Annotated in this window: 24 protein-coding genes; 11 read left to right on the top strand and 13 right to left on the bottom strand. The window is 64.3% G+C overall.

Translation table 11 applies throughout. The features are described from left to right. Window positions 1–1,218 (bottom strand): FAD-dependent monooxygenase (locus ACO6D5_RS06285; protein WP_485824918.1); only part of this gene is annotated, 1,218 nt, incomplete at its 3' end. Window positions 1,219–1,357: 139 nt separating this feature from the next. Here ACO6D5_RS06285 and ACO6D5_RS06280 point away from each other — a divergent pair. Continuing rightward, window positions 1,358–2,299: a LysR family transcriptional regulator gene (locus ACO6D5_RS06280; RefSeq protein WP_485824917.1), complete on the top strand. Its 942-nt coding sequence runs from the start codon at window positions 1,358–1,360 to the stop codon at window positions 2,297–2,299. Between the two features lie 125 nt (window positions 2,300–2,424). Here the strand turns inward: ACO6D5_RS06280 and ACO6D5_RS06275 are convergent, their stop codons facing one another. Next, on the bottom strand, window positions 2,425–3,675 hold the full coding sequence (locus ACO6D5_RS06275) for a flavin-containing monooxygenase (protein WP_485824916.1): 1,251 nt from the start codon (window positions 3,673–3,675) through the stop codon (window positions 2,425–2,427). A gap of 169 nt (window positions 3,676–3,844) precedes the next feature. Beyond that, window positions 3,845–4,084 carry a hypothetical protein gene (locus tag ACO6D5_RS06270; RefSeq protein WP_485824915.1) on the bottom strand — a complete coding sequence of 80 codons (240 nt, stop codon included), beginning with the start codon at window positions 4,082–4,084 and terminating at the stop codon, window positions 3,845–3,847. Here ACO6D5_RS06270 and ACO6D5_RS06265 point away from each other — a divergent pair. From ACO6D5_RS06265 to ACO6D5_RS06245, 5 genes are all read left to right on the top strand, one after another. Beyond that, window positions 4,083–5,204 carry a polyamine ABC transporter ATP-binding protein gene (locus ACO6D5_RS06265; protein ID WP_315844626.1) on the top strand — a complete coding sequence of 374 codons (1,122 nt, stop codon included), beginning with the start codon at window positions 4,083–4,085 and terminating at the stop codon, window positions 5,202–5,204. The genes ACO6D5_RS06270 and ACO6D5_RS06265 overlap by 2 nt on opposite strands. Window positions 5,205–5,286: 82 nt before the next feature. Then, complete coding sequence (locus ACO6D5_RS06260) at window positions 5,287–6,285, top strand: NAD(P)H-quinone oxidoreductase (RefSeq protein WP_485824914.1); 999 nt, start codon at window positions 5,287–5,289, stop codon at window positions 6,283–6,285. A gap of 15 nt (window positions 6,286–6,300) precedes the next feature. Next, window positions 6,301–6,915, top strand: coding sequence for a glutathione S-transferase (locus tag ACO6D5_RS06255; RefSeq protein ID WP_315844628.1), 615 nt, complete (start codon window positions 6,301–6,303; stop codon window positions 6,913–6,915). A 10-nt stretch (window positions 6,916–6,925) separates the two neighbouring features. Beyond that, window positions 6,926–7,396, top strand: a complete 471-nt coding sequence (locus ACO6D5_RS06250) for a type II 3-dehydroquinate dehydratase (protein ID WP_315844629.1) — start codon at window positions 6,926–6,928, stop codon at window positions 7,394–7,396. Window positions 7,397–7,408: 12 nt separating this feature from the next. After that, a complete protein-coding gene (locus ACO6D5_RS06245; RefSeq protein WP_485824913.1) occupies window positions 7,409–8,368 on the top strand; it encodes a 2-hydroxyacid dehydrogenase in 960 nt (319 codons plus the stop codon). A gap of 398 nt (window positions 8,369–8,766) precedes the next feature. Here ACO6D5_RS06245 and ACO6D5_RS06240 read toward each other — a convergent pair whose 3' ends face one another. The 8 genes from ACO6D5_RS06240 to ACO6D5_RS06205 form a co-directional block, all read right to left on the bottom strand. Next, window positions 8,767–9,588, bottom strand: a complete 822-nt coding sequence (locus tag ACO6D5_RS06240) for an ABC transporter permease (protein WP_485824912.1) — start codon at window positions 9,586–9,588, stop codon at window positions 8,767–8,769. Window position 9,589: 1 nt separating this feature from the next. Next, the gene (locus tag ACO6D5_RS06235) at window positions 9,590–10,444 is read right to left on the bottom strand and encodes an ABC transporter permease (RefSeq protein ID WP_006227652.1); all 855 of its coding nucleotides are present in this window, start codon (window positions 10,442–10,444) and stop codon (window positions 9,590–9,592) included. Between the two features lie 78 nt (window positions 10,445–10,522). Beyond that, complete coding sequence (locus tag ACO6D5_RS06230) at window positions 10,523–11,548, bottom strand: ABC transporter substrate-binding protein (protein WP_485824911.1); 1,026 nt, start codon at window positions 11,546–11,548, stop codon at window positions 10,523–10,525. Window positions 11,549–11,573: 25 nt separating this feature from the next. Further along, the gene (locus tag ACO6D5_RS06225; protein ID WP_485824910.1) at window positions 11,574–12,359 is read right to left on the bottom strand and encodes an amino acid ABC transporter ATP-binding protein; all 786 of its coding nucleotides are present in this window, start codon (window positions 12,357–12,359) and stop codon (window positions 11,574–11,576) included. A 37-nt stretch (window positions 12,360–12,396) separates the two neighbouring features. After that, a complete protein-coding gene (locus ACO6D5_RS06220) occupies window positions 12,397–13,086 on the bottom strand; it encodes an ABC transporter permease (RefSeq protein WP_485824909.1) in 690 nt (229 codons plus the stop codon). Beyond that, the gene (locus tag ACO6D5_RS06215) at window positions 13,076–13,789 is read right to left on the bottom strand and encodes an ABC transporter permease (RefSeq protein ID WP_485824908.1); all 714 of its coding nucleotides are present in this window, start codon (window positions 13,787–13,789) and stop codon (window positions 13,076–13,078) included. The genes ACO6D5_RS06220 and ACO6D5_RS06215 overlap by 11 nt, the downstream gene beginning before the upstream one ends. A 124-nt stretch (window positions 13,790–13,913) precedes the next feature. Further along, window positions 13,914–14,705, bottom strand: coding sequence for a transporter substrate-binding domain-containing protein (locus ACO6D5_RS06210; RefSeq protein ID WP_485824907.1), 792 nt, complete (start codon window positions 14,703–14,705; stop codon window positions 13,914–13,916). Window positions 14,706–14,748: 43 nt separating this feature from the next. Next, window positions 14,749–15,546: a maleate cis-trans isomerase family protein gene (locus tag ACO6D5_RS06205; RefSeq protein ID WP_485824906.1), complete on the bottom strand. Its 798-nt coding sequence runs from the start codon at window positions 15,544–15,546 to the stop codon at window positions 14,749–14,751. Window positions 15,547–15,862: 316 nt separating this feature from the next. On the opposite strand from ACO6D5_RS06205, the gene ACO6D5_RS06200 reads away from it, so the two are divergent. The 4 genes from ACO6D5_RS06200 (at window position 15,863) to argE (ending at window position 19,331) form a co-directional block, all read left to right on the top strand. Continuing rightward, on the top strand, window positions 15,863–16,276 hold the full coding sequence (locus ACO6D5_RS06200; RefSeq protein ID WP_315844638.1) for a Rid family hydrolase: 414 nt from the start codon (window positions 15,863–15,865) through the stop codon (window positions 16,274–16,276). Between the two features lie 20 nt (window positions 16,277–16,296). Then, window positions 16,297–16,968: a DUF1028 domain-containing protein gene (locus tag ACO6D5_RS06195; protein ID WP_485824905.1), complete on the top strand. Its 672-nt coding sequence runs from the start codon at window positions 16,297–16,299 to the stop codon at window positions 16,966–16,968. A gap of 174 nt (window positions 16,969–17,142) precedes the next feature. After that, complete coding sequence (locus tag ACO6D5_RS06190) at window positions 17,143–18,108, top strand: LysR substrate-binding domain-containing protein (RefSeq protein ID WP_315844640.1); 966 nt, start codon at window positions 17,143–17,145, stop codon at window positions 18,106–18,108. Between the two features lie 47 nt (window positions 18,109–18,155). Beyond that, the gene (gene argE / locus ACO6D5_RS06185; RefSeq protein WP_485824904.1) at window positions 18,156–19,331 is read left to right on the top strand and encodes an acetylornithine deacetylase; all 1,176 of its coding nucleotides are present in this window, start codon (window positions 18,156–18,158) and stop codon (window positions 19,329–19,331) included. A gap of 95 nt (window positions 19,332–19,426) precedes the next feature. Here argE and ACO6D5_RS06180 read toward each other — a convergent pair whose 3' ends face one another. Next, window positions 19,427–19,771, bottom strand: a complete 345-nt coding sequence (locus ACO6D5_RS06180; protein ID WP_485824903.1) for a hypothetical protein — start codon at window positions 19,769–19,771, stop codon at window positions 19,427–19,429. Window positions 19,772–20,078: 307 nt separating this feature from the next. Here ACO6D5_RS06180 and ACO6D5_RS06175 point away from each other — a divergent pair, with 307 nt between their 5' ends. Then, complete coding sequence (locus ACO6D5_RS06175; RefSeq protein WP_485824902.1) at window positions 20,079–21,416, top strand: carotenoid oxygenase family protein; 1,338 nt, start codon at window positions 20,079–20,081, stop codon at window positions 21,414–21,416. Here ACO6D5_RS06175 and ACO6D5_RS06170 read toward each other — a convergent pair. Further along, the gene (locus tag ACO6D5_RS06170; protein WP_485824901.1) at window positions 21,413–22,540 is read right to left on the bottom strand and encodes an MFS transporter; all 1,128 of its coding nucleotides are present in this window, start codon (window positions 22,538–22,540) and stop codon (window positions 21,413–21,415) included. The genes ACO6D5_RS06175 and ACO6D5_RS06170 overlap by 4 nt on opposite strands. Window positions 22,541–22,574 lie beyond the last annotated feature (34 nt).

The raw sequence follows: 22,574 nt of genomic DNA, 5'->3' as shown, positions 1-22,574 counted from the left end.
ACGGTACAGGCTGCCGAAGCTCCCCGCTTGCGCTGGCGTGCTGTCGATGCAGCCTGGCATTGGCAGGCCCTGTCCCCATCCGGCGGCCAAGACCTGCACGTCACGCAAAGGATCGGACGCTTTGGCCCGCTCGTTGCGCATGCGGCAGGTTTCAGGATCGGTGGCGAACAGCCCGCTTGCGAAAGCCCGACCTTGCTCCGCGAGCTTTGCAGTTTTGGGACTGCGGATCTTCGTGAACGCCCGAAAGGCGCGATCTAGGCTGCCGCTCGCGCCATCCAGGCACCGGGCCAGATGCCACGCATCCTCCAACGCCTGGCAGGCTCCCTGCCCCGACGTTGGCAACGGCGCGTGTGCGGCATCCCCAATCAGCAGTACATTCGCCCGACTCCAGGTATGCAGCGGTTCCAGGTCATGCACCGCAATCAGCCGGATGGCATTTGCGGGCGTGGAGCGGATGATGTGCGCGACCGGTTCGGGCCATCCCGTGAACAGATCTTCGACTTCCTTGCGTATATCTGGGGTCGGTATGGCTTTAGAAAGGGGCCGAGCCTGGGCGGCAGCCCAATACACCAGCTGGGGGCGAATCGCGACGCAGCCAAAGCGTTCGCCCGCTCCCCAGAAATCCTGAATCGAAATGCCGTCCACCAGCGCATGCTGCCCCTGCGCTACGCCAATCCAGTTCACGAAGCCCTGATAGACAGGTGTGTTGTCACCTGCGACAAACTTGCGAGCCACGGAATCCATGCGGCCGTCGGCCCCGATGAGCAGATCCGGGCGGATGCTCGCACCGTTCTCGAAATGGGCCACAGCCTTGCCATCGGCATCCAGCTCAATGCCCACCGCCCGGTGTCCGAACGCCACGGGTATCCCGGCCCGGGCGACATGATCTAGTAACACCTCCTGCAAGTGCCGGCGCAGCACCGTGTAGGTCGGATATCCCATCGTCCGGTCCAGCAAAGCAATATCGAGGCCTCCCAATGCATTGCCCGCAGCATCCTGGCGGTGCATGGCCAGCGGTCGGCCGCCTATGGCGTCGATGTCTTGCAACAGCCCCAGTTCCTCCAGCACAAAGCTGGCATTGGGCCAAAGCGTCACGCCGGCCCCCATGGTCGCCGGCTCCGCCCGGCGCTCATAGACCCGTGGGTTGTAACCCTGCTTGCGCAAAGCCAATGCCACGCTCAAGCCCGCGATGCCGCCGCCAAGTATTCCAATTTCCACGCTGAATCTCTCCTGTGCATACGGTGCTCGATGCACGGATGGCCGCGTCGCATCGAACAGAACGGCATCTTAAATTCCGCCTTCACAGAGAACTAGCATGCAAAAATTGGACGTTTTCATACCTCAAACGGGATAATCAATGCGCGATGCGCTCGATCTGAATACTGTCCGCGTCTATACGGCCGTTGTGGATGAGCAGAGCTTTGCTGGCGCATCGCGTCTTTTGGCTATTCCCTCGTCCAACGTCAGCCGCCACGTTGCCGCACTGGAACGTAAACTCGGCACACGCCTGCTGGAACGAAGCACCCGCCATCTGCGCATGACGGAAGCCGGCCGACTGCTCTACGAACGCGCCAAGCCCTTGCTCGACGCGCTGCTCTCCACGCAGGAAGAGCTTGGCGCGGTACAGCGCGAACTGCGTGGTCCTCTCAGAATGTGCATGCCCGGCGAAGCGCCCAAACTGCTGGCTCCCATCCTTGCCGAATTCTGCAGCCTCCATCCCGGCATCGAGCTGGAATGCGATACCCGGATGACCGGACTGGAAGCGCTTCGAGAGGACGTTGACCTGTCCATCGTCTTCCACCGGGGCCATCAGGAGGACAGCGCCTTCATCACCCGCGAACTCGCCACACTGCCCAGCATCGTGGTTGCTGCCCCCTCTTTGTTGGCCAGGACCGGCACGCCACGTCACGTGCGCGAGCTGAAGTCTCTGCCCTGTATCACTACCCTCAGTGCGCTGAAGGGCCAGCCCTGGCAGTTTCAGGACGCCGCAGGCGAAATCGTCAAGGTGCCGGTCCGCAGCCGCTACCGCGTCAACAGCGGAGAGTTGGCCGTGGCAGGCGCACGCCAAGGCATCGGCTTCGCGATAGTGGCGGCCTATCCCTGCCAGGAGGACCTTGCGACGGGCCGATTGCAGGAGGTACCACTGGACCTGCGCCCCGCACCCCTGCAATTGCTGGGGGCATACAGCCATCGCCATTCCGTGACCGCGCGGGTTCGGGCGTTGCTGGAATTGATACAGGTGCGGTTGGCGGGATCCGCGAGCCCTCCCGTGGGCCCCAGACCGCGTGGGACGGTCTAGGATCGCTGGCGCCAGGATTTCGAAGTTCTGACGCTAGCTAGAGCATCAGCATAAAAAAGCCCGCATCCTTGATCAGGATGCGGGCTTTTTGCGTCAGGTCCGGAGCAGGCCTGATAAAGATGCCGTCATTCCTTCCTATATGCCAGGTAGTCCTGATGGATCCCGATATGGTCGGCGATGTAGCGGGCGTCGTGCCAAACCCCCCAGATGAATGAGGAGCTGCGGTTGGTGAGGTTGGGCAGGCCGAGGAAGTAGATGCCTTTTTCGGCGGAGATGCCGCGTTTGTGGATGGGGTAGCCCTTTTCGTCGAAAGTGTCGACGTCGATCCAGCTGAAGTCGACCTTGAAGCCGGTCGCCCACAGGATGGTCTTGATGCCGGCCTCGGCCAGGTTCAGGCTGAGGATGGGATAGGTGAGGCACTCCGGGTCGGGCAGCAGTTTCCAGGCGTCGGGCTCGGGCGGAAGGTCTAGGCCGTTCTGCTCGATGTAGGCGTCGGCTTCGCGCAGGACTTCGAAGTAGTCGGCATCGCCCTGAGCGACATCGCGGCCGAGGTTGTCGGCGAAGTGCAGCACCCCGTTTTCATAGGAGGTCGTGATGCCCACCAACTGGATGCCGTCGCGGGCAAGGCGCCGGAAGTCGACGGTCTTGCCGTTCTCGTAGCCGCTCACGGCGAAGGCGACGTGCTCGCGCTTGGGCTTTTTCTTGACTTCGTCCCACATGCCCAGCGCGCCCAGCCACCAGCAGTAGTCGCGTTCGCGGTAGGAGCGGGGCGGCCGGTAGTGTTCGCCCACGGACAGGTAGACGGTGCGGCCGGCCTGGCGGAGCTCTTCGGCGATCTGCGAGCCGGAGGCGCCCGCGCCCACGACGAGCACGGCGCCGTCGGCCAATTGCCCCGGGTTCTTGTAGGCCGAGGAATGAAGCTGCTGGATGCCGGCGTTTTCCGGCACGATTTTCGGATAGGTGGGGACCTGGAAGGGGCCGGTCGCGGCGACGACGTGCTGGGCTTCGATGGTGCCCGCCGAGGTGGTGACGGTGAAGCCCGGGCGCTTGTCGTTGCGCTGGACGCGCAGGACGTCAACGCCGGTGCGCACCGGCGCATTAAGCATCTTGGCGTAGTCTTCAAAGTACTGGGCCATGCGCTCCTTGGGCGGGAAGACATCGGGCCCGACGTCATCGAACTTCAAGCCGGGAAAGCGGTCGTGCCAGGCGGGGCCGTTGGCCACCAGCGAGTCCCAGCGTTCGGAGCGCCAGCGTTCGGCGATCCGCCTGCGTTCGAGCACGATGTGCGCAATCCCCATGGCGCCGAGGTGCTCGCTCATTGCGATGCCGGCCTGGCCGGCGCCGATCACCAGCGTATTGGTTTTTTCAATTGACATGTGAAGATCCTAAGAAATACCGAGACCCTGGTGCGTCTCGAGGCTGACACGACGATCAAGGAAAAGAAAGCCGGCGAACCGCGTGCACGATCAGGGTGCGCGCTGAACGATTGGCCGCAGTGTGACCCCGAAGCCCCAAGTTGATAACTTCGTTTTTCGGACGGCTGACTTAGGAAAAAGCAAAGGTGCCGGTTTGCCCGGGCGACACGCGCCGCCGCGCTTGTGCCGTCGTGATTTCTTTTTTCCGATGGCCCCCATCAGCATCGGCAATGCACCGGAAATAGGGCTTTACCGTATTCTTGACTGCACCAGAACGCTGGCGCCGCAGCCTTGCGTGCCATGCGGCCACCGCCTGTTTTTCCCGGAGTCTTCGCGCCGGGAGACTGAACTCTGTGAGTGCAGCAGCCATGCCGAATAGTCCTTATTCCTCCGATAGCTCCAGCGCGGTCCGCCTGGAGGGAGTGGTCAAGAAATATCGCGGTCACGCGGTGCTCCAACAGGTGTCCCTGAAGATCGAGCGCGGAGAGTTCCTGACGCTGCTGGGCCCGTCGGGTTGCGGCAAGACCACCTTGCTGAACCTCATCGCGGGTTTCGCCGACGCGGACGACGGCGAGATCTTCATCGACGACACGTCCGTCACGGCGCTGCCGCCGTATCAGCGCCAGATCGGCATCGTGTTCCAGAACTACGCGCTGTTTCCGCACATGACCGTGGAGCGCAATATCGCGTACGGCCTGCGGATGCGGCGCGTGCCGGCCGCCGAGATCGAGCGGCGGGTGCGTGAAGCCATGGCCCTGGTAAAGCTGGATGGATTGGGCGAGCGCAAGCCACGCGAGCTGTCCGGCGGCCAGCAGCAGCGCGTGGCGCTGGCGCGGGCGTTGGTGATCCGTCCCAAGGTCCTGTTGCTCGACGAGCCGTTTTCCGCGCTGGACAAAAGCCTGCGCGGCGCCATGCAGGTGGAAATCCGCGAAATCCAGCGCAGGCTGGGCGTGACGACGATCTTCGTCACGCATGATCAGGGCGAGGCCCTCAGCATGTCGGATCGCATCGCCGTGATGAACCAGGGCGTGATCCGGCAAGTCGCCACGCCGGACGAGCTATACCGCAATCCGCAGGATCCGTTCGTGGCATCGTTCCTGGGCGACGTCAACATCCTGCCCGCGCATTATCACGGCACCAGCGCGGAAACCATCCAGCTGCGCCTGGGCGCGGGGTTGACGCATATCCCCCGCCAGCGCCTGGTGGGCGGGTCTCACGAGGGCCACCGGCTGGATCTCTACGTACGGCCAGAACATATCAAGCTGGAAGCCCTGCATAGCGGATCGGTGTTGAGCGGCACGGTCGTCAACCACGTGTTCCAGGGCGATCACGTGGATCTGTACCTGGATGTGCACATTCCTGTGGAGGGGCGCCAGCATGTCATGGTGCGCACCTTCGACCTGAACTGCCTGCATGAATGGCCCGTGGGCGCTGTGGCGGGACTTGCCCTGCCCGGCCACGGGGTCAGTGTCTTCAACGCGTCGTCCTGAAGACGGCTACACGCGATGCCCCTTCCTGGCGGTCGCGCCTGCGCAGCCGCCGAGTTTCCATTCGTCCGCGAGGCACAGTGCCATGACTCAAATTCCCGCTGAAATGCAAGCCATCATTGCCCGCGAGCCGGGCGACGCCACGGTATTGACGATGGCCGGCAGACCCGTCCCGACGCCGGGCGCCGGAGAAGTGTTGTTGCGCGTGCATTCGGCCGGCATCAACCGGCCCGACATCATGCAGCGCCAGGGCGTGAGCAAGCCGGCGCCGGGCATAACCGACGTGCTGGGGCTGGAAGCTTGCGGCGAGGTCGCGGCTTGCGGACCCGGCGTGTCGGATTCCTTGCGCGGGCAGCGCCTCATGAGCCTGCTTGCGGGCGGCGGCTATGCGCCGTGGTGCGTGGCGCGCGTGGATCATTCGCTGGCTGTGCCCGAGGCGCTGGACGACGCGCAGGCAAGTGCGCTGCCAGAAGGCCTGTTCACCGTCTGGCACAACCTGTTCGAACTGGGCCGCCTGCGCATGGGTGAGACGGTGCTGATCCATGGCGGCGGCGGTGGCATCGGCACGCTGGCCATCCAGATGGCGCATGCCGCCGGCGCGCGGGTCATCGTCACGGACGGCGAACGCGGCCGCTTGGACACCCTGCGTGAACTCGGCGCCGACGAGGTGATCTGCTTTCATGACACGGATTTCGTGGAAGCCTGCGCGGCTTTCACGCAGGGCCGCGGCGTGGATGTCGTGCTGGATATCGTCGGCGGCGATTATGTGCGGCGCAATTTGCAGGCGCTGGCCTTCGGCGGGCGCCACGTGAGCCTCTCCTTCCTGCAGGGATCGGCCGTCACCATCGAGCTGCTGACCGTGATGCAAAAGCAGTTGAGCCTGCACTCTTCGACCATGCGTCCGCAAACCGATGCCGAGAAGGCCCGGATGGCGGTCGCGCTCAGGCGCCATGTGCTGCCGTTGGTCGCCGCAGGCCGCATTCGGCCCAAGATGGCGCAAAGCCTGCCTCTGGCCGACGCCGTGCGCGCGCATCAGTTGCTGGAAAGCGGGAAGGTGTTCGGCAAACTGGTCCTTAAACCCTGATAAATGGAGAATGGAATGAAACTTCTCTATGCCCCGACGTCGCCCTTCGTGCGCAAGGTCATGGTGTGCGCGCACTTGACCGGTCAGGCTGGACAGATCGAATGGCTTGCCAGCGCCGCGCATCCGGTCAACCGTGACGCGCGCATCGCTGGCCACAATCCGCTGGCCAAGGTGCCCACCCTGATCTTGCCGGACGGCAAAGCGCTCTACGACAGCCGCGTGATCTGCGAGTACCTGGCCGAGGCTGCCGGCGATACGCAGTTATTTCCGGCGGGTCCGGCCCGCTGGGTGGCGTTGACGCGCCAGGCCCTGGGCGACGGCCTGCTGGATGCCGCCCTGCTGGCGCGCTATGAGCACACGGCCCGCCCGGCCGAGATCCAGTGGCCGCAGTGGCGCGAGGCGCAGCTGGTCAAGGTGCAGGCCTGCCTGGCGGACATCGAGGGGCAGGCGGACGATCTGCCGCAGGCGCTTCCGAGCATCGGCGACCTGACCATAGGCTGCGCCTTGGGATATCTGGATTTCCGCTTTCCCGAACTGGACTGGCGCACGGCGCATCCGCGCGCCGCGGCGTGGTTCGCCGTGTTCAACGCATTGCCTGCCATGCAGGCGACCCTTCCCCACGAAGCCTGAGACTGCCGCCATGACGACGCCGAGCGCCACCCCAACATCTTCCACGGTCTGGTTCCTGAACGGGCCGAACGCCAATCTCTATGGGCTGGATGCCAACAAGACCTATGGCTCCGACAGCTTTCCCGTGCTGCAGCAGCGCTGCGAAAGCAAGGCGGCCTCGCTGGGCATCCAGTTGAACTTCGTCCAGTCCAACCACGAAGGTCAGTTGGTCGACTGGATACAGGAAGCCCGCGGCTCTGCCCAGGGCGTCATCATCAACGCGGCCGGCCTGACCTATTCGTCGGTGCCCATCCTCGATGCCTTGTTATCCTTTCCGGGCAGGATCATCGAGGTCCACATGAGCAACATCTGGCGGCGCGAAGCCTTCCGCCATCATTCGTATATTTCAAAGGCCGCCGATGGCGTCATCGCGGGACTGGGCGGCGATGGCTATGAACTGGCCATCGAGGCCATGTCCCGTCTGATAAACCGCAGTACCTGAGGTAGACCGCCCATGCATGCATCCTCCCGCTCCGCCGTGTCGGGCGCAATGATCTTCTACAGCGAGTTCGACGACTACACGGCCTGGCGCGACGCCATGCAGGCGCGCCTGCCGGACCTGCGCGTGGTGCACGGCAACGAAGACCACGATCCGGCCAGCATCCATTACGCCTTGGCCTGGAAGGCGCCGCTGGGATTCTTCGAGCGCATGAAGAACCTGCGCCTGATCGTGAACCTGGGCGCGGGAGTGGACTCTCTGGTCGGCCGCGAGGACTTGCCCGCCGGCGTACCCATCACGCGCATCACCGATCCCAACATGGCGCGCATGATGGCGGGCTACGTGCTGTTTGCCACCCTGCGCTATGCGCGCGATATTCCGTATTTTGAAGCGGCGCAGCGGCGCGGCGAGTGGGCCTATCGCCATCCGCGTTCGCCCCAGGACGTACGCGTCGCCGTGCTGGGCCTGGGTGAGCTGGGCGCCTGCGCGGCGCAGGAGCTGTGCCGCCAGGGGCTGACGGTGCTGGGCTGGTCGCGCAGCCCGCGCAGCATCGACGGGGTCGAGTGCCACAGCGGCATGGAGTCGCTGGACACGGTGCTATCGCGCGCCGACATCCTGGTGGTGATGCTTCCGCTGACGCCGCAGACCCGCGGCCTGCTGGATCGCGAACGTTTGCAGCGCCTGCCGCGCGGCGCGGCCCTGATCAATGTGGCCCGGGGCGCGCTGGTGGACCAGGCTGCCCTGACCGATCTGCTGCGCAGCGGCCATCTGGGCGGCGCGACGCTGGACGTGTTCGAGCGCGAGCCCCTGCCGTCTGGCGACCCGCTCTGGGCAATGGAAAACGTGCTGATCACGCCGCACCTGGCATCGGTCGCCATTCCGGCATCGGCCGCCGGACAGGTCGCCGACAACGTACTGCGAGTCAGCCAGGGCCTGGAGCCCGCCAACCGCGTCGATCCGGCGCGCGGCTATTGAAGGGCTCGGCGCGTCCGCTCGCGGTCGTTCTGGCGAATTTTTTGCTTGGGTGTTGATATTCGGGATCTTGATCGTTGGTGGCCAGGTTTCCAGCTTGTGGATGTCAGAGCTTGCGGATGTCGGGGCTCTGAACCCGCCGAGGCTGCCCTGCGCCATTCCGATGCTCGCCCACTGGGGCTGCGCTTCGGATGGCTCCGGGGTCCTCGCCTTACAGCCGCCCAATGCGAGGGTTTTGAAACCCGCTCATGGGCAGATGCCGTGAGCCGGGGGCCGGGCGGAGGGATCCGAAGCGCAGGACCACCGGGCCGAGCATCGGAATCCCGCAGTCCGGACTCCGGCGGCTTAAGAACGAACCCGGCGTCACAAAGCCAACCTTCAACATTCCACCCAAAAATTCTCTAGTGGTTGTCCTCGATATTGAGGACCCTGCCCAGCCCCAGGAAGCGGTTGGCGAAGATCAGCAAAGTGGCCGTCACCACGATATACACCACCGACAGCGCGGCCAAGGTCGGGTCGGCGAACTCGCGCACGTAGTTGTACATGGTCACGGGCAGGGTCTGCGTGCTCTGGGTGGTCACGAACAACGACGCGGTGAACTCGCTGAACGACATGATGGCGGCGAACAGCCAGCCGCCGAACAGGCCCGGCGCCAGCAAGGGCACGGTGATCGTGAACAGGACCCGCACCGGTGACGCTCCCAGGCTCGCGGCGCTCTGCTCCAGGCGCTCGTCCAGGTTCTCCATCGAGACATAGACGCTGCGCAGCACGAAAGGCAGGACGAGAATGACGTGGCACAGGATCACGATGCCGTAGCCACGATCGATGTTCAGCTGCGCCACCAAAATCAACAGGCCCAGTCCCACCGTGAAGTGCGGGATCACCAGCGGCGAGAGCAGAATCGCCTGCAGGATGTTCTTGCCGGGAAACGCCATGCGCTTGACGGCAATCGCCAGGCCGGTGCCGATGACCAGCGCCAGCAACGACGACCAGAACGTCACCACCATGCTGGCGCGAAAGCCGTCACGGAAATCGGAGTAGGTGAAAACACGCTCGAACCAGCGCCAGGACCAGGCCTGCGGCGGGAACGTGAGCAAGGCCTTTTCATTGAAGGAAGCCAGCACTACCACCACCACGGGCAGCAGCACGAAGGCGAGGATGAGCGTGATCAGCACCGGTGCGCCGATACGCAGCCACAGGGGCAGGGATTTCCGCAGGCCCATGTCAGTGTCCTCCAATGACCTTGAGACGGCGCGTGACGCGGCCAAGCAGCATCAGCGCGATCGCCGTCAGGCCCAGGCCCATGACGCTCAGGCTGGCCGCCAGGGGAAAGTTCATGGACGAGAATCCCAGCTGGTAGACCAATGTGGAAACCGTCGGTACGCGGCCTCCGCCGATCATTTGCGGCGTGGCGAAGGCGCTGAACGTCCAGGCGAATGAGGTGGTGATGCTGGCCAGGATGCCCGGCATCGACAGCGGAAGCGTGATGGTCAGGAACGTGCGGACCGGCCCCGCGCCCAGGCTTTCAGCGGCCTTTTCGTAGTCGCGGTCGATGTGCGAGATCGCGGTGGCCAGCATCAGCACGACCACCGGGACGGTGACGTGCACCAGCGCCACCAGTACGCCAAGATGGCTGAACATCAGCGCCAGCGGCGTATCGATCAAGCCCAGCTTGAGCAGCATCGAATTGATGAAGCCCGTGCTGCCCAGCACGATGATCCAGGAATAGGTGCGCACGATTTCGCCCAGGAACAGCGGCGTGATGGAGACGATCAGGATGAAAGACTTGATATAGCGGTTTCGTACCCTGACCAGGGCGTATGCCAATGGGTACGCGACGAGCAGGGAGAAGACCGTGGTTTCCACGCTCAGGCGCAGGGTGTTGACAAAGGCATCGACGTAGATCTGCTTGCCCATGCCCGAGAAGTTCGAGAGCGTCAGGCCCCCGACATCCAGCGAACCGGGAATGAAAGTGCGCAAGCTGTACTGCAGCACGGCCGCCATGGCGACGCAGATGCACAGCGCGATGAAGCTGGCCGGGGATATCAGCCATCCTCTCAAGGTGGAACGCGCATCCATGGTTGACCCATCCTTCGTGTACGTTGAAAGCGTGGCGGCGCCGCGGCCCGCAAGGCCGCGAGGCCGCGGTATCGGCAATCAGTTCATGATGTTTTCGGTAAACCACTTGCGCCACTCGGCGGTCTTTTCGGCGCGCAGCTTGTCGTCGATGACGATGGCCTGGGTATCCCATTGCTGCTTGGTCGTGAAGACGCCCGGTAGCGCGGCGTCTTCGGGCGAGACCTTGGCGTCGTCGATGACGGGGCTGGCCTTCTTGGCGGCCACGATCTTGGCCTGCACCTCCGGCGAAAGCGCGATGTTCATGAACTTGTGCGCCAGGTCGGTCTTGGTGCTGCCTTTCATGATGGCCATGGTGTCCACCCCCAGCACCGCGCCCTCCTTGGGCATCGCCACCTTGATCGGCACGCCCTGGCCGATCATGTAGTAGGCGTTCATGGACAGCACGATCTGCACGGGCGTCTCGCCGGCGGCGATCAGTTGCTGGCTATTGGCGTCGTTGGTGTAGAAGGCCTTGAAGTTGGGCTTCAGGGCCTTGAGTTTGTCCTGGCCCTTTTCCCAGCTGCTCGCGTCGCCGCCAGAGAGCAACGCCGAAATGTCGATGATGTGGCTGGGGTCGAAATCGGGCGCGGACAGCTTGCCTTTCAACGCCGGATTCCAGAGGTCGTTCCAGCTGTTGAAGGTGATGCCGGCGGGAACCAGGTCGGGGCGGTAGCCGATGGTGTACACATACGCCCAGCTGCCGATATGGTACGGGCTGATCTTGGCGCGATCGACCAGGTGCGAGTAATTGGGGATCTTGCCCAGGTCCAGCTTCTCGTACAGGCCGGCATTGACGTAGAGCCAGCCGATGTGCGAAGTAGTGAACGTGATGTCGCTTTCCGGCTTGGTGGCGAGCTTGGCCTTGTTCAGGCGGTCGATGGTGCCGCCCGTGATGTACTTCACCGGCACCCCTGTCTGCCGCGTGAACTCCTTGGCGATGGTCTCATCGATAAGGTCCCGGAAGCTGCCGCCCCAGGTGCTCACCACCAGGGCATCCTGCGCATGCGCCGTGCCGGCGAGGGCCGCGCCGGCAAGCATGCCCGCGCAAATAAGTTTCTTGATCATGACAACCCCTTGTCTATGTTGTTGGCTACAGAACCTGTTCGAGGAAATGCTTCAGGCGCTCGTTCCTGGGCGAGGCAAAGAACTGTTCGGTGGGCGCGGTCTCGATGATTTCGCCGCACTCCATGAACACACAGCGGTCGGCCACCCTGCGGGCGAAGCCGATCTCGTGGGTGACGCAGATCATGGTGATGCCGGTCTGGGCCAGGTCTTCCATGATGCGCAGCACGGAACCGACCGATTCCGGATCCAGCGCCGACGTCGGTTCGTCGAAAAGCATGATGCGCGGCCGCAGGCAGAGCGCGCGCGCGATGGCCACGCGCTGCTGCTGCCCGCCGGAAAGCTGGATCGGATACTTGCCGGCCTGTTCGATCACATTGACCTTGGCGAGGTACTCCCGTGCCGTCTGTTCGGCTTCGGCGGCCGGCGTCTTCAAGGCGATCTTCAACGCGAAGGTGCAGTTCTCCAGCACCGTCATGTGCGGAAAGAGGTTGAAGCTCTGGAACACCATGCCCAGCTGGCGCCGGACTTGCTCCACGCTTTCCGGGCGCCTGGTCAGCGCGGTGCCGTTGACGTGGATATCGCCCGAGTCGTGCTGTTCCAGATGGTTGATGCAGCGGATGAGCGACGACTTGCCGGATCCCGACGGGCCGCACAGTATGACGATTTCGCCGCTGGCCACCTCAAGGTGGATATCCCGAAGCGCGTGGAACGACCCGTAGAACTTGTTCAATCCCGAGATGGATACCGCAGGCGCGCATTCAGAACGGACGGAGGACAACGGCGGCGTGATGCTGGACAGGATGGCAGTCATGATGGTTCGCGCTCTGAAGGACGGTCGGCCGGGCGGCTCAGACTCTGACGAGATAGCGGTTCAGCTTGCGATCCGCGATCGAAAATCCAAGACGTATGCTGTTGGTAATGCACCAGTAGATGGCCGCCGCCGTGATCAGGGGCGTGAACGGGTCATAGGTGTAGTCGAACACGGTATTGGCGGCGGCGGTCAGGTCGACCAGCGTGATGGCGCTGACGGCCGCCGTGCTTTTCACCATGATCAGCAACTCATTTTGATAGGCGCGCAGCACATAGCGCGCGACCAGCGGGAGCCGCAGGCGGAACAGGATTTGCGCGGGCTTCAGCCCCAGGGTCTGCGCGGCCTCGATGGTGCCCTTCGGAATTGCCGCCAGCCCGCCGCGGATGATCTCCGCCATGAAGCCCGAGTGCGTCAGCGCCAAGCCCAGCCAGGCGCAAACATAAGCGCTGGAAAAGACGTTCCACAGAAAGGTATCGCGCACGAAAGAGAACTGCGGCAGTCCGCTATAGATCAGATACAGCAACACCAGACTGGGCACCCCGCGGAAAAAGCCGATATAGCTGCTGGCGAAGAGGGCGCGCGGGCCCGGCCGGAAGCTGGCCAGGGCGACCGGCAGCGCCAGCAGCAGGCCGATGACCAGCACCGGCAGCAGCACGGCGAATGTCGTGCCGGCGCCGGCCAGCAGTTTGGGCAGGCTCTCCCAGGCCACCTGGAAATCAAAGTGCATGAGACGCTCCCTGGGTCACGACGGGATGAAAGCCCCGCGCGGCCCACGTTTCAACGCGGCGGGCCACGTAGTAGGTCAGCCAGGTCATCATCAGGAAGAAGCACGCCGCGAGCAGGTAGTAGACGAAGGGCTCCTTGGTCACACCGGAAGCGAGCTTGGCGTAGGCCATGATTTCCTTCAGGCCGATCAATGAAATGAGCGCAGTGTCCTTGAGCACGACGATCCACATATTGGTCATGCCGGGCAAGGCCAGGCGCAGCATCTGCGGCAGGATGACCTTCAGCCAGATGGCGCTGCGCGGCACCAGCAGCACGCGCGCGGCTTCGAACTGTCCGTGCGGCACGTTCTGGATTGCGCTGCGTATCAAGTCGGCCAGGTAGGCGCCGTACACCATGCCGAGCGCCGCCACCGCCGCCATGAAAGGCGTGATCTCGATACGCTGGCCGATGCCGAACGGCGAGAGCAAGCCGGCGACGATTTGCGAGCCGCCGTAATAGAACAGGAATCCCACCAGCAGCGAAGGCACGCCGGTGAAAATGGAGGCATACGGGATCCAGATGATCCTGGCCAGCCATGTCGGCCGTAGCGTGATCAGGGCAAAGAACGTCCCGATCGCGAGCGCCAGCAGATAGGCACAGACGGCGACCTGGATCGTCATCATCGCGCCGGTCGCGAGTTGCTGCACGAAACCCATCGAAGGCATGAGGTATTCCTATAGCCTGTTCACATTGAAAGGCGCCTTGCGCAGACCCTGGCAAGCGTATGAAACATGCCGCTCGGCCCGCCGGCCCCATGGCGGGCGGCCCAGGCGGGATGCGCCTATCCGGCTAGCGGCAGGCCGATTCCTCGGGCAGCAGCTCCACTTCCATATAGGGTTTGCGCAGCTTGGTGAAGGTGCAGTCCTTGATGATGGTTTCCAGCGTGGCGTTCATGCGGTTGAGCAGTTCGCCGCTGTCCTTGCGGGCAATCCAGCTCGAGCCGGCTTCGCCGCCACCGGTCCACAAGTCGCCGCCCGCGAATTTCCAGCCCTTGCCCTGCGGCTTGGACAGGAACTCGTTGGTCCAGCTGATCTTGGGGCCCAGGCTCATGTCCAGCCGCCCGTTGGCGAGGTCAAGCCGGATCTGGTCGGGGTTGTCGTAGAACACGATCTGCACCCCGTTGCCGAACGTCTCGGACACGTATTTGGCTTGCGCCGAACCGCGTTGCAGGCCGATGCGCACGCCCTTGAGCCCTTCAGGCGTGAAGGTGTAGTTCTTCGCTTCCGGCACCACGTAGGAATCCGGGTTGAACAGCACCGGCCGGCCAAACAGCACCTTTTCCTTGCGTTCCGGCAGCGGCTTGGTCTGGCTGACCACGGCGTCCAGCTTTTTCTGCAGCAGTGCTGGAATCAGGGCCTTGAAGTCCATGACGACGATTTCGCAATCGACCTTCATCCGCTTGCACATTTCGCGCGCCAGGTCGGGTTCGAAGCCCGTCAGGCGGCCCGAGGGATCGACCATGCTGAACGGGGGATAACTTCCCTCGTTGCCAAGCACCAGCTTCTCGGCATGAGCCGGCGCCAGGACGAATAACGAGGCGCTTGCGAGTGTCAGCGCCGTGATGGTTTTGTGCAGATGCATCTTTTTTCCCCTTGTTTATTGCTTATCCGCCGTGGCGTCGTGCTTACATCGTGTCGGCCTTGGTCAGATTTGAGTTGAACAGCGACCCGTACCCGGGCTTGGCGCCTGCCGCGCCGGTGAGTTCCAGGCAGTGCCAGAACGAGGCCTGGATGGCCGAGATCACCGGCTTGCCGAGTTTCTGTTCCAGCGCCTCGATGGCCCCGACAGTCCGGAAGTTGGTGCACGAAACGAAGATGGCTGTCGCATCGGGATGGTCGACCGAGATCACATGGTCATAGACCTTCTCGAGCGACACCTCGGCCAGCGCATGGTCGTCCGAGATGCCCAGGCAGGCGCTCCTGACGACCTCGTGGCCGTTTTCCTGAAGGAAGCGGATGGCGCGTTCATGGATTTCGGGCAGATACGGCGTGGCCAGCGCAACCTTGCCCGCGTGCACCTTCTTCAGTGCGGCGAGCGTGGCGGTGGACGCCGTGGTGATCTTCGGCCCTGGCACCCATTGCCGCAGCTTCTGGATAAGCGCCTGGTCGTAGGCGGTGCCGTGCAGAAACGAGGCGCTGGTTCCGCCAAAGAGCAACACATCGATGGGAGCCGCGCCGGCCAGGCGCGCGGCCTGTTCGAGTTCCGGCGCGTTCATCATTTCTTCGATGCCCTGCACGGTGACTTTGGGCAGCTTGATGCGCGCGGTATGGGTGGAAACCCCCGGACCGGACATGGCCCACATTTCTTCTTCCATCACGACGCTGGAGGCGATGTAGATCAGCCCGATACGGGCAAGATCGCCAGAGCCGTCGTAGCGGAATCGGGGGTAGGCGGCGGGTAGGGGCGTTCGTGCGGTGTTCATCCGGTTTCCCTGCAGAGTGAGGCGGCTTCGGCCAGCGAAAACCAATGATGAGAGACGCGATCCGAGCGACCAAGTCGCCTTTTCCGTTGGCATGGATAGATTTTCCTGATGGCCGGGCGAGGCGGCCCGAGGCAGGACGAACGCGCATTGCGGCGAGCGCCGCCCGCGTCAGGATTTCCGAGACGGGACGCCGGAAAAAACAAATAGGCGGCTGTGCCGCTTGCGCCGACCATCAGCGGGCAGGTCACGGCCTGATGCGATGCCGTTTTCCAGGCAGCCGCGGGTCCCCGGATAAACCCTAATAAAGAGTCGAGCCATGAAGCACAAGCGCATACGCACCTTCAATACCAAGGCAACCTACCCGGAACAGAAACTCGACAACGACCTGTGCCAGGCCGTCGTCGCGCGCGGCAGCACTGTCTTTCTGCGCGGGCAGATCGGCCAGAACCTGGATACGTCCGAGAGCGTCTGCGTCGGCGATGCCTCGGGCCAGGCAGAGCAGGCGATGAAGAACATCGACATGCTGCTCAAGGAAGCCGGCGGCGAACTGCAGGACATCTGCAAGATCACGATCTACATCATCGATCCCCGTTATCGCGAGGCGGTCTATCTTGTGGTGGGCAAGTGGCTCAAGGGCGTGTTCCCGGTGTCCACCGGTATCGTGGTGTCGGCATTGGCGCGCCCCGAATGGCTGGTGGAAATCGACGCGACTGCTGTTATTCCGGATTGACGCCACAAGAGGCCCAGGTCATGACTTTCTCCATCATTGCCCGTTGTCCGGCCACAGGCCAATTCGGCGCGGCCGTCTCATCGTCGTCGCCGGCGGTCGCGGCGCGCTGCGTCCGCGCGCGCGCAGGCGTGGGCGCGGCGGTCAGCCAGAACATCACCGACCCCGCGCTGGGGCCGCTAATCCTTGAAGCGATGAGCCAGGGCCATTCGCCCGAGCGCGCGCTGCAGTCCCTGGCCGAACGTCCTTTCATCAGCTACCGGCAGCTGATGGCCATCGACGCCACGCAGGCGCCGGCCATCTTCACCGGGTCGAACGCGCTGGGCCGCTTGGCCAGCGCAAAGGGCGAGCACGCCGCGTGCGCCGGCAATATGCTGGCGTCGCTGGATGTGCCCGCCGCCATGCTGTCGGCGTTCGAGAAGACCCCGGGTTCCCTGGCCGAACGTCTGATGCAGGCCATGCTGGCGGGGCAGGCGGCTGGCGGCGAAGAGGGGCCGGTGCATTCGGCCGGGCTGCTGGTGGTGGCGGAGCTGGATTGGCCTGTCGTCGACCTGCGCATGGACTGGGTGGAGCAATGTCCTGTGGAGGCGCTCTACGAGGCCTGGAAGGTCTACGAGCCGCAGATCCAGGACTACATTACCCGCGCCCGGGATCCGCGCGCCGCGCCAAGCTTCGGCGTGCCCGGCAATCTGTGACAGGCTGTGGCAGGCGGCGAGTGCGAGAAAACCCGAGGAGCGCCCTGGCCGCTGTCCGGGCATAGTGGGACACTTTTCCTCGGTGCGGCGCATGCCGGCGCCGGGCCACGGTGACGGCCCGCCAGCCGGAACGCCACCTCCCTCAAGCCTGCTCCAGTTTTCTCACTTCGGACTATGCTCAATCGCATTTCGCTGCGCCAGATGGAGTACTTCGTCGCCACGGCCAAGCATGGCAGTATCGCCGCGGCATCCAGCCAGATCCACATCTCGGCGCCTTCGATTTCGGCCGCCATCGCACATGTCGAAACCGAGCTGGACGTGCAGTTGTTCGTCCGGCATCCGTCCAAGGGCCTGGCCCTGACGGTGCTCGGCCAGCAGGTCATGAGCGAATGCGAAGACCTGCTCGATCGCGCGTCGCGCCTCTACAAGATCGCGTCCGTCTCCAGCAATACCATCCAGGGCACCTTGCGGGTAGGCTGCTTCCAGTCGCTCACGGCCATGATCGCGCCCGAGGTGATCTTCGGATTCGCACGCGCATTCGACAAAGTCGAGCTGCACATGGTCGAAGGCGACCAGCAGTTGCTGATCGACAAGCTGCATACGCTGGAGATCGACGTCGCGCTGAGCTACGACCTGAGGCTGGGCGACGAGATATCGTTCGAGGCACTGGCACGGCTGCCGCCGCATGTGGTGGTCAGCGAACTGCATCCGCTTTCGCAGCAGATCGCGGTAACGCTGGAGGAGCTGGCCCGCCTGCCCATGGTGCTGCTGGACCTGCCTTTGAGCCGTGACTACTTCATGTCCCTATTTGCGAAGGTCGGGCTTGAGCCGAACATCGTGGCGCGTTCGCGTTCGGAGGAAGTGGTGCGGTCCATGGTGGCCAACGGCATCGGCTACGCCCTGTTCAACGTGCGGCCGAAGTCCACGCAAGCGCTGGATGGCAAGCGGCTGGTGCGGCTGCGTCTGGTGGGGGAACACCGCCCCATGCTGCTAGGCCTGACGACCTACAAGCCGATGAAGCCGTCGCGCCTGACCGAGGTGTTCATGCAGCGCTGCCGCTCCTATATCTCGGATCAATACATTCCCGGCATGAGCGAAGGCAGTTTCTTCGATCCTTACGTGCTTCCCGAAAACAAATGAGCGGACAGCGCGCCCGCGCGTCCTCCGCATTCTTGCAGGCCCATTCCATGAGCAAACCGACTCCGACCAACAGTCCAGACCTATTGCGCGAATTGCTTGCGTTCCAATCCGTCACGCTGACGCCGAACATCGAACTCATCGAGCGCGTGCGGGAATTGCTGGCGCGGGCGGGCATCGAGTCCACGCTGGTGGCGGACCCGCAGGACGTCGGGCGGAGCAATCTGTACGCGTCCCTCGGCCCGCAGGATGTGCCCGGCATCCTGCTCTCGGGCCACACCGATGTGGTCCCCGTGACGGGTCAGCCCTGGACCTCGCCGCCCTTCGAGGCAACCCTGCGCGATGGGCGGATCTATGGGCGGGGCAGCGCGGACATGAAGGGCTTCGTGGCCTGCGCCGTGATGGCCATGATCCGCGCGGCTCGCCAGCCGCTTGCGCGTCCCTTGCATCTGGCGCTGTCGTTCGATGAGGAAATCGGCTGCGTCGGCGTGCGCCATATGCTGCGCGCGCTGGAACACATGGAACCGGCCCCGCTGCTCTGCGTCGTGGGTGAGCCCACGCTGATGAAGATCGGCACCGGCAACAAGGGCAAGGCGGCCTACCGGGCCCTATGCTGCGGCCAGGCGGGCCACTCCGGGCTGGCGCCGCATTTCGTCAATGCCATCCACACGGCCAGCGATCTGATCAGCGCCCTGCGCGACGTGCAGCACGACCTCGCCGAACACGGGCCGCGCGAATCCGGCTATGACGTGCCGTACACCACAGTGCATGCGGGCACCATCAGGGGCGGGACGGCGCTGAACATCGTGCCCGCGGAATGCGAAGTCAATTTCGAGATCCGCAATGTCGCGCAGGATGACCCGAACCAGATCCTGGAGCGGGTGTTGGCGCTTACCAGGACGAAAATGCGTGCCGCGGGCGCCCGGCCCGATGCCGAGCCGCCCCGGGTCACGACCGTCAATACCTATCCCGGCCTTGCCACGGCAGAGGGCTCGGAGGCAGTCTCGCTGCTGGCCTCGTGGTTGCCGCCGGACACGCCACTCGTCAAGGCGGCTTTCGGCACCGAAGGCGGGTTGTTCCAGCAACTGTGGGCGCAGACGTCGGTGCTGATCTGTGGACCGGGCAGCATCGAAGTGGCGCACAAGGCCGACGAGTACGTCGATCTGTCGCAGCTGGAGGCGTGCGACGCCATGATGGAGAAGTTGACGCAGTATCTGATGGCCTAGCGCCGGGATCCGGATCTTCTAAAGCGGATCCCGCGACGGAAATAGCAGTCCCTTGGCGTGGCGGCGAGCGTTGGTTGGGACACATCGATGGGGATTCAGGGCGTGACCTGATACCCGCGCTGTTGCATGCAACTCGTGTAGGCCGACGACGCGGCGGCATTGGCCTGCGCCGTTTGGCGCCGATCCTGGCGTTGGCGGGAGCCGCCCACCACTGCGCCGGCCACCGCGGCGTTTTTCGCCTTCTCTTGCCGGTAGTCCTGCTTGACGTCGTCGTCGACGCGGTCAGAGAGTTCTTCGTGTTGATTGCTGCGTACGCCCGCGACCGTCGCGCCGGCAACCGCCCCAGTCGCCGCGCCTCGGGCGCGTCCGCCGGACTGCGGCGCGGCGTTGCCCGTGCCGCCTGCCTGCGATTGGCATGCGGCGACGTCTTGCTGAGTCATGTCGGCAGACTGGCCTTTCATTGGCGTCACGGTCTGTGCCGTGGCGCAAAGGCAATAAAGAAGCAGGGAGGCTGCACCGGGGAAGATGGACTTTTTCATGAAAACGCCCTTGAGGTGAGGGGGATCCCTGAGGCTTTCAGTCTAGCCCCGCTTAGAGATACCGTGCCCCACTCATCCATACCCAAGATGGGGTATGGGCCCTTTGCGCGATCGGCATTCGAATAATTTATACCCGGGTAATATTGACGGATAAATTTAATCCGGGTAAAAATGCGTCCTGCGATGGTTCGCGATCAAGGACGCAAACATGAACACATTCGATCTGAACGCTGGCGCCACTGCGCCGCTGGCCGATGAATCCGACTTGATAGACCTGCCCGTGGAAGGCGCGTTGCCGCCTGGGCTGGAAGGGGTGTTGGTGCGCAACGGCCCCAATCCGCTGCGCGGGCGCTTCGAAGGCAACGACGTGCTGTCGTGGTGGCCCCAGCCGGCAATGCTGCACGCCATGGAGTTCCGGGCGGGCCGGGCGGCATACCGCAACCGCTGGGCCCGCACCCGGATCTGGGCACGAGAATATGCGCCGCATCTGGCGGCCGACCTGCCGGACACCAACCCCAACGTCAACCTGCTGCGCCACGCAGGCGAAACCTTGGCGCTGGCGGAAGGCGGCGTGCCGCTTGTGATGACGCCGGGGCTGGATTTCCTGGGAACCAGTCAGCGTCATCCTGGCCTGGCGGGCGGCATGACCGCGCATCCGAAGGTGGATCCCGTGACCGGCGAGTTGATGAGCTTCCGCGCCCATTGGGAGCAGCCCTGGTTGCGCTACGGGGTGGCGGGCCCTGACGGCCAGCCGTTGCTGGACCAACGGATCGACGTGTCCGCGCCATCAATGATGCATGACATGGCGATCACCGGACGCTACAGCATCCTGCTGGACCTGAACGTGGCGTATGACTTTTCCATGCTGTCGCGCGGCTACCGCATGCCGCTGCGCTGGCATGACGAGCGCCAGTCGCGCCTGGGCGTGATCCCGCGCCATGGCGGGCCGGTCCGCTGGTTCGAGGTGACGCCATGCTTCGTTCTGCACGTGGTGAATGCGTACGATTTGGATGCGACGACGCTGGTGCTGGACGTGGTGCGCTATCCGGAATACCTGCGGGTGGCGGGTAGCGGCGCGGGCTTCGCAGACAATCCCTTGGGCGTGCTGTGGCGCTACGTGATCGACCTGGCGCGCGGCGTGGTCAGCGAGCGGCAATGGGACGGGGCCGCCATCGAATTGCCGCGCATCAACGAGGGCCGAACGGGGCGTGCTTATCGTTATGCCTATGCGGTGCAGCAGCCCACCAACGTGGAAATGCGCGGCCTGGTGCGTTACGACCTGGAAAGCGGCGCGACCCAGCAGTACCGCGTGCCGCCGGGCGACCAGAACAGCGAGCCGGTGTTCGTGCCACGGCCTGGCGCGCGGGACGAGGATGACGGCTGGGTGCTCGCGTGCGTGTACCGCCAGGCCACCGACACCAGTGACGTGGTGGTGCTGGACGGGCGAGATCTGGGCGCGGGACCGTTGGCGACGGTGCGATTGCCCCGGCGTATCCCGGCGGGGTTCCATGGGGCGTGGCTGCCGCGGGAGGATGGAACGGATTAGCGCGCTCGGTCGGCGCGTGCGGCTCCTGCCGTCAGGGCAAGGCAGGCGAAAAGGATCACGGCGGCATCGGCCGATAGCCGGTCCATCAGCAGCCCGAAGCCGGCGGCCCCTGCGGTCTGGCCAATCGCCAGCGCCAGAAACGCGATCGTCACGCCGGTGGCGGGCCGATGAGGCAGGGCCGACACCCCCCACAGCAAATAGACCCCCGTCAGCATGATGTAGGCGGCGCCGAACAGCGCGCCGCCGCTTAGCGTCAGGGCTGCCGAAGTGCTTTCGACGCCGATCATCAGGATGCTTGCCGCCATCGCCGCAAGAAACGCCCGATGGATCCCGTCGATGCCGAACCGCGCGATCAGATGCCCGGCGCCTGCGCCAGCGATGCCTGCCGCCCCGATGGCGATCCAGAGCAGGCCAGCGCCTGTGCTGCCCCAGCTGAGTCGAAGCGCGACAAGTTGCCCCCCAAAGGACCAGACCGCGGTGCTGGCCGCGCCCGCGAGGAACGCCGCCAAGACCAGGCGCCGGAGCGCACCGTCAAGCGATGGCATGCCATGCGTGCTTGTCGTCGTGTCCGGCGCGCTTGGCGGCAGGGTCAACGCCGCGGCGAATGCCAGGCTGATCGCGACCGCGGCAAACCCCGCGAACGCGAAACGCCATAGATCGCCCATCATCAGCGCTACGGAACCCGACAACGCCACGCCCGCCCCGGTGCCCGCGTTGATGATCGTGTTGGTCGCGTTTTGCCGATCGGGCCTGACCGCCGCCGCCACTGCCGCCGCCAAGGGCGGCGATGCCAGCCCCGTGCTGGACCCGGCCAGCATGACCGCGCCAGCAAGCCACGCGGGCGAAGGCGCCGCCGCGATACCCGCCATGCCCACCGCCGCGATCAACGCCGCGCCGATGGCCACCTGGCGGGCGCCGATTCGTTCAGTCAGCCAAGCGGATAGCGTGACCGCGATGCAGTAAGTCAGGAATGCCCCGCCTGAAATCAAACCGCTCAGGGTCGACGACAGGCTCAGGTCTGCATCGATCCGGGGCAGGAACAGTCCGAAGGCGAAGCGGGCAAAACCGTAGCAAACGGCGATCAGCGCGAATCCCGTCGCACCCAGATAGCGGCCCGGGTTCATGGCCACGCCCGGTCAATGGTCAAATCTGGCGGTC

Source organism: Achromobacter sp. (assembly GCF_057314935.1).
Note: the sequence above shows the minus strand (reverse complement) of the source record. Positions and strands in the feature narration are given on the sequence as shown.